Raw genomic sequence first — 3046 nt, forward strand, 5'->3', positions numbered from 1 at the left:
ACCTGTGCGGACAGAGGGTACCGCCTGGTTCCTGGATAGAGCACCGCAACCTTTTGAAGCTTCAGATCTTCCAGGGCTATGCGAATTGAGGGAGTGAGTTTCGGCGCATCCGCCCGTTTGCACTCGACTCCGAACAGTTGACCGCCTTTCTGCAGGACCAGATCTATCTCAGCGCCTTGATGCGTAGCCCAGAAGAAGACGCCGTCGTTTGGCTCTACGGCCAGGATCTGCTCGATTACGTACCCCTCCCAGGAAGCACCCACTTTCGGATGAGTGAGAAGATTCTTCATGGAACCAATACCGAGCAACTGATGCAGTATCCCGCTATCACGAACATAAACCTTTGGAGACTTTACCTGACGCTTGCGCAGATTGGCGTGGTAGGGCTGCAGCTGCCGAATCATGAAAGCATCTGTGAGAAGGTCAAGGTATCGCCGGGTGGTAGATTCGCTCACACCCAGGGCGCGTGCCAATTCCGCCGAGTTCCAGATCTGTCCGTGGTAGTGCGCCAGCATCATCCAGAATCGTTGCAACGCAATTGCGGGAACACGTACACCCCATTGCGGCAGATCCCGCTCCAGAAGTGCCTGAACGAAGCTCTTGCGCCATGCGTTGCTTTCGGGCTCACTGGGCGCCAGAAACGAGAGCGGAAATCCTCCACGCAACCAGAGCTCTCGGTCAGCATCGATTCCCAGTTCCATAAGCGAAAAACCGCTGATAGTAATCCGCTCCATACGGCCGGCCAGGCTTTCAGAGGTCTGGCGCATGAGATCACCAGATGCGCTTCCAAGAATAAGAAAGCGAGCTGGTGAAGGTCGGCGATCAACCAGAACACGGAGTATCGGGAAGAGATCCGGTCGCCTCTGGATCTCGTCGATCACGACCAGGTTTTCCAGCGGTCTCAGGGCGGTCATGGGCTCATCAAGACGCGCCAGGCTTGCAGGATCCTCCAGGTCGAAATAATTGACGGAATCCGGGTCCAGCAGTTGCCTTGCCAGAGTGGTCTTGCCGCTCTGACGCGGACCGACCATGACTACAACACGGCTTCGGGCGAGCGCATCTCTTATTCTTTTAAGTATTGCTTTGCGTTTAATCATAGAGAGAATCTACCATGAATATCCGTCACGTCAAGATGGATTATCATGGTATAAAGACTACTTCCTTCACTCTGTACATCATTCCACGTTCACATCGTATTTCGACAATAAGCTTCTCTGTGATTTCATGGCTTCTGCGAGAAGAGGCTGCCTGGAGTAGAGTCTACCGTTGAACTGTCCTTGTTCAGGCGCGGTTCAGGTTATGCTCATTTGTTCAATCACATTCGTCTGTGTTCAGAATTTCTTATCAGATGGAACAATATCGGAATATTATCCTTAATCCAAATATGTAATTTCGGTTATTCAAACTATGTACATGAACATTCCACAGGAAGGCCAGGGAGATTCGGTATCGTACTCAAGTGTTTTTCTGATCCTTCATAGTCTTTAAGAAATCGGAGGGCGAGAGGATGTGAATGTCTCTCCATTGCCGAAGATGAAGCAGGTGGGAATCCCCTGAAACAATAAAGTCGGCATCGGCAGTTGATGCGCATTCGAGAATTATATTGTCATCAGGATCGTCAACCACGGCCAGAACTCTTTCCTCTGGCGAAACAACCTGGCACAGATCGTGCAACTCTTCAATCAGAGTAAGGGCCTGGTCGGATGAAAGGCCAAACTTCGGTCTCATCAAAACATCGCGTATCTCATCCATGATTTGAAGCGATGTGAAACACTCAATGAAACCGTCAAGGGCAAGCTCAAGGAGGCGAGCTGGAACCCCTCCGAAGGGAAACGCGGAAATAACGACATTTGAATCAAGAACGATGCGCGGAGTGCTCAACGACGGGAGCCCCTGGCCCTGCGATATGCTTTAATCTCAGTCGCTATGTCTTCCGGAGTCAGCCCCTTGCTCCTGGCAATCTCTCGTCCCATTGCGAATACACTGGCCCAGCGTTTCTTGCGTTGAATGTACGCCCGGGCTGCTTCACGCAGGAACTCTGAGCGACTGCGCGATTCCATTTTAGCAACTCTGTCTATCTCGCGAAGCAAACTCTCCTGAAACGCTATGTTAACAGTTTTCGTACCCATTCTGTTCCTTTCTCTCTATAGTAAATATACAATGATTGTATATCAGATGGCAAGTGGATATATGCGAAGATGAGGGAAAATAGCAGTTCTTCTCCATCCTTGTACTCATGATGCTGCTGAACAGGGGAAAGATCTCTCCTGAAGCGCGGGGAATGGATATACCGGGTATGAACAGGTTCTGAAGTGGCGACATCGGTTCGAATATGCTATAGTGGATGTGTTATGAAACACAATTCACAGATAGACTACTGGATTGACCTTGCTGATTACGATATAGATGTAGCACGCCTTATGCTGAAAGGTGGTAAATTCCTCTATGTCGGATTCATGTGTCATCAGGTTATTGAGAAAATGCTCAAGGCACTGTATGTCGCTGTAACTCAGGACAGGCCTCCCCTAACACATAACCTGACCGTTCTTTCCCGGAAATCCAATATTTATAATAAGCTATCTTCTGAACAGAAGGACCTGCTGGATACATTGGAGCCTTTAAATATCGAGGCTCGATATCCGACATACAAAGAACAACTTATGCAATCCCTTACGGATGACCGTACAGCCAGCATATTACACCGCACCGAGGATTTAATGATATGGATAAAAGAACAGCTTTTGAAAAAGTGAGAATGTATGCTGAACTGGTGTATTCGACTCTGCCTTCCAGTCGAGTAGTAATGTTCGGATCGCATGTTAACGGAACTCAACGAGAAGACAGCGATCTGGATGTTGCTGTTGTGGTTGATGAACTTGTGGGTGATTTCCTTGATCTTGCGATTCGTCTGTACCGTCTGCGTCGGTCCGTAGACGACCGGATCGAACCCGTATTGCTGATTGCCGGTGAGGATAGAAGCGGCTTTCTTGAGACAATATTGAAAACCGGATATATTGTAAGCAAAGTATCATAGAATCATTCACTG

At 48.9% G+C, this 3046-nt stretch carries 5 protein-coding genes; 2 read left to right on the forward strand and 3 right to left on the reverse strand.

Features of this window, described 5'->3' with window-relative positions; genetic code table 11:
- The 3 genes from K8S15_02780 to K8S15_02790 form a co-directional block, all read right to left on the reverse strand.
- A partial coding sequence (locus K8S15_02780) for an ATP-binding protein (protein ID MCD4774959.1) occupies window positions 1–1097 on the reverse strand: 1097 nt, incomplete at its 3' end.
- 358 nt (window positions 1098–1455) lie between these two features.
- Window positions 1456–1881, reverse strand: coding sequence for a putative toxin-antitoxin system toxin component, PIN family (locus K8S15_02785; protein MCD4774960.1), 426 nt, complete (start codon window positions 1879–1881; stop codon window positions 1456–1458).
- The gene (locus K8S15_02790; protein MCD4774961.1) at window positions 1878–2129 is read right to left on the reverse strand and encodes a ribbon-helix-helix domain-containing protein; all 252 of its coding nucleotides are present in this window, start codon (window positions 2127–2129) and stop codon (window positions 1878–1880) included. Before K8S15_02790 ends, K8S15_02785 begins: the two co-directional genes overlap by 4 nt.
- Window positions 2130–2351: 222 nt before the next feature.
- Between K8S15_02790 and K8S15_02795 the strand changes: the two genes are divergently transcribed.
- Together K8S15_02795 and K8S15_02800 are read left to right on the forward strand one after the other, a co-directional pair.
- Entirely contained in the window at window positions 2352–2753 is a 402-nt protein-coding gene (locus tag K8S15_02795; protein ID MCD4774962.1) for a HEPN domain-containing protein, read from the forward strand.
- A complete protein-coding gene (locus K8S15_02800; GenBank protein ID MCD4774963.1) occupies window positions 2723–3034 on the forward strand; it encodes a nucleotidyltransferase domain-containing protein in 312 nt (103 codons plus the stop codon). The genes K8S15_02795 and K8S15_02800 overlap by 31 nt, the downstream gene beginning before the upstream one ends.
- The last annotated feature ends 12 nt before the right edge of the window (window positions 3035–3046 follow it).

Source organism: Candidatus Aegiribacteria sp., from assembly GCA_021108005.1.
Classification (GTDB): Bacteria; Fermentibacterota; Fermentibacteria; order Fermentibacterales; family JCC-6; genus Aegiribacteria.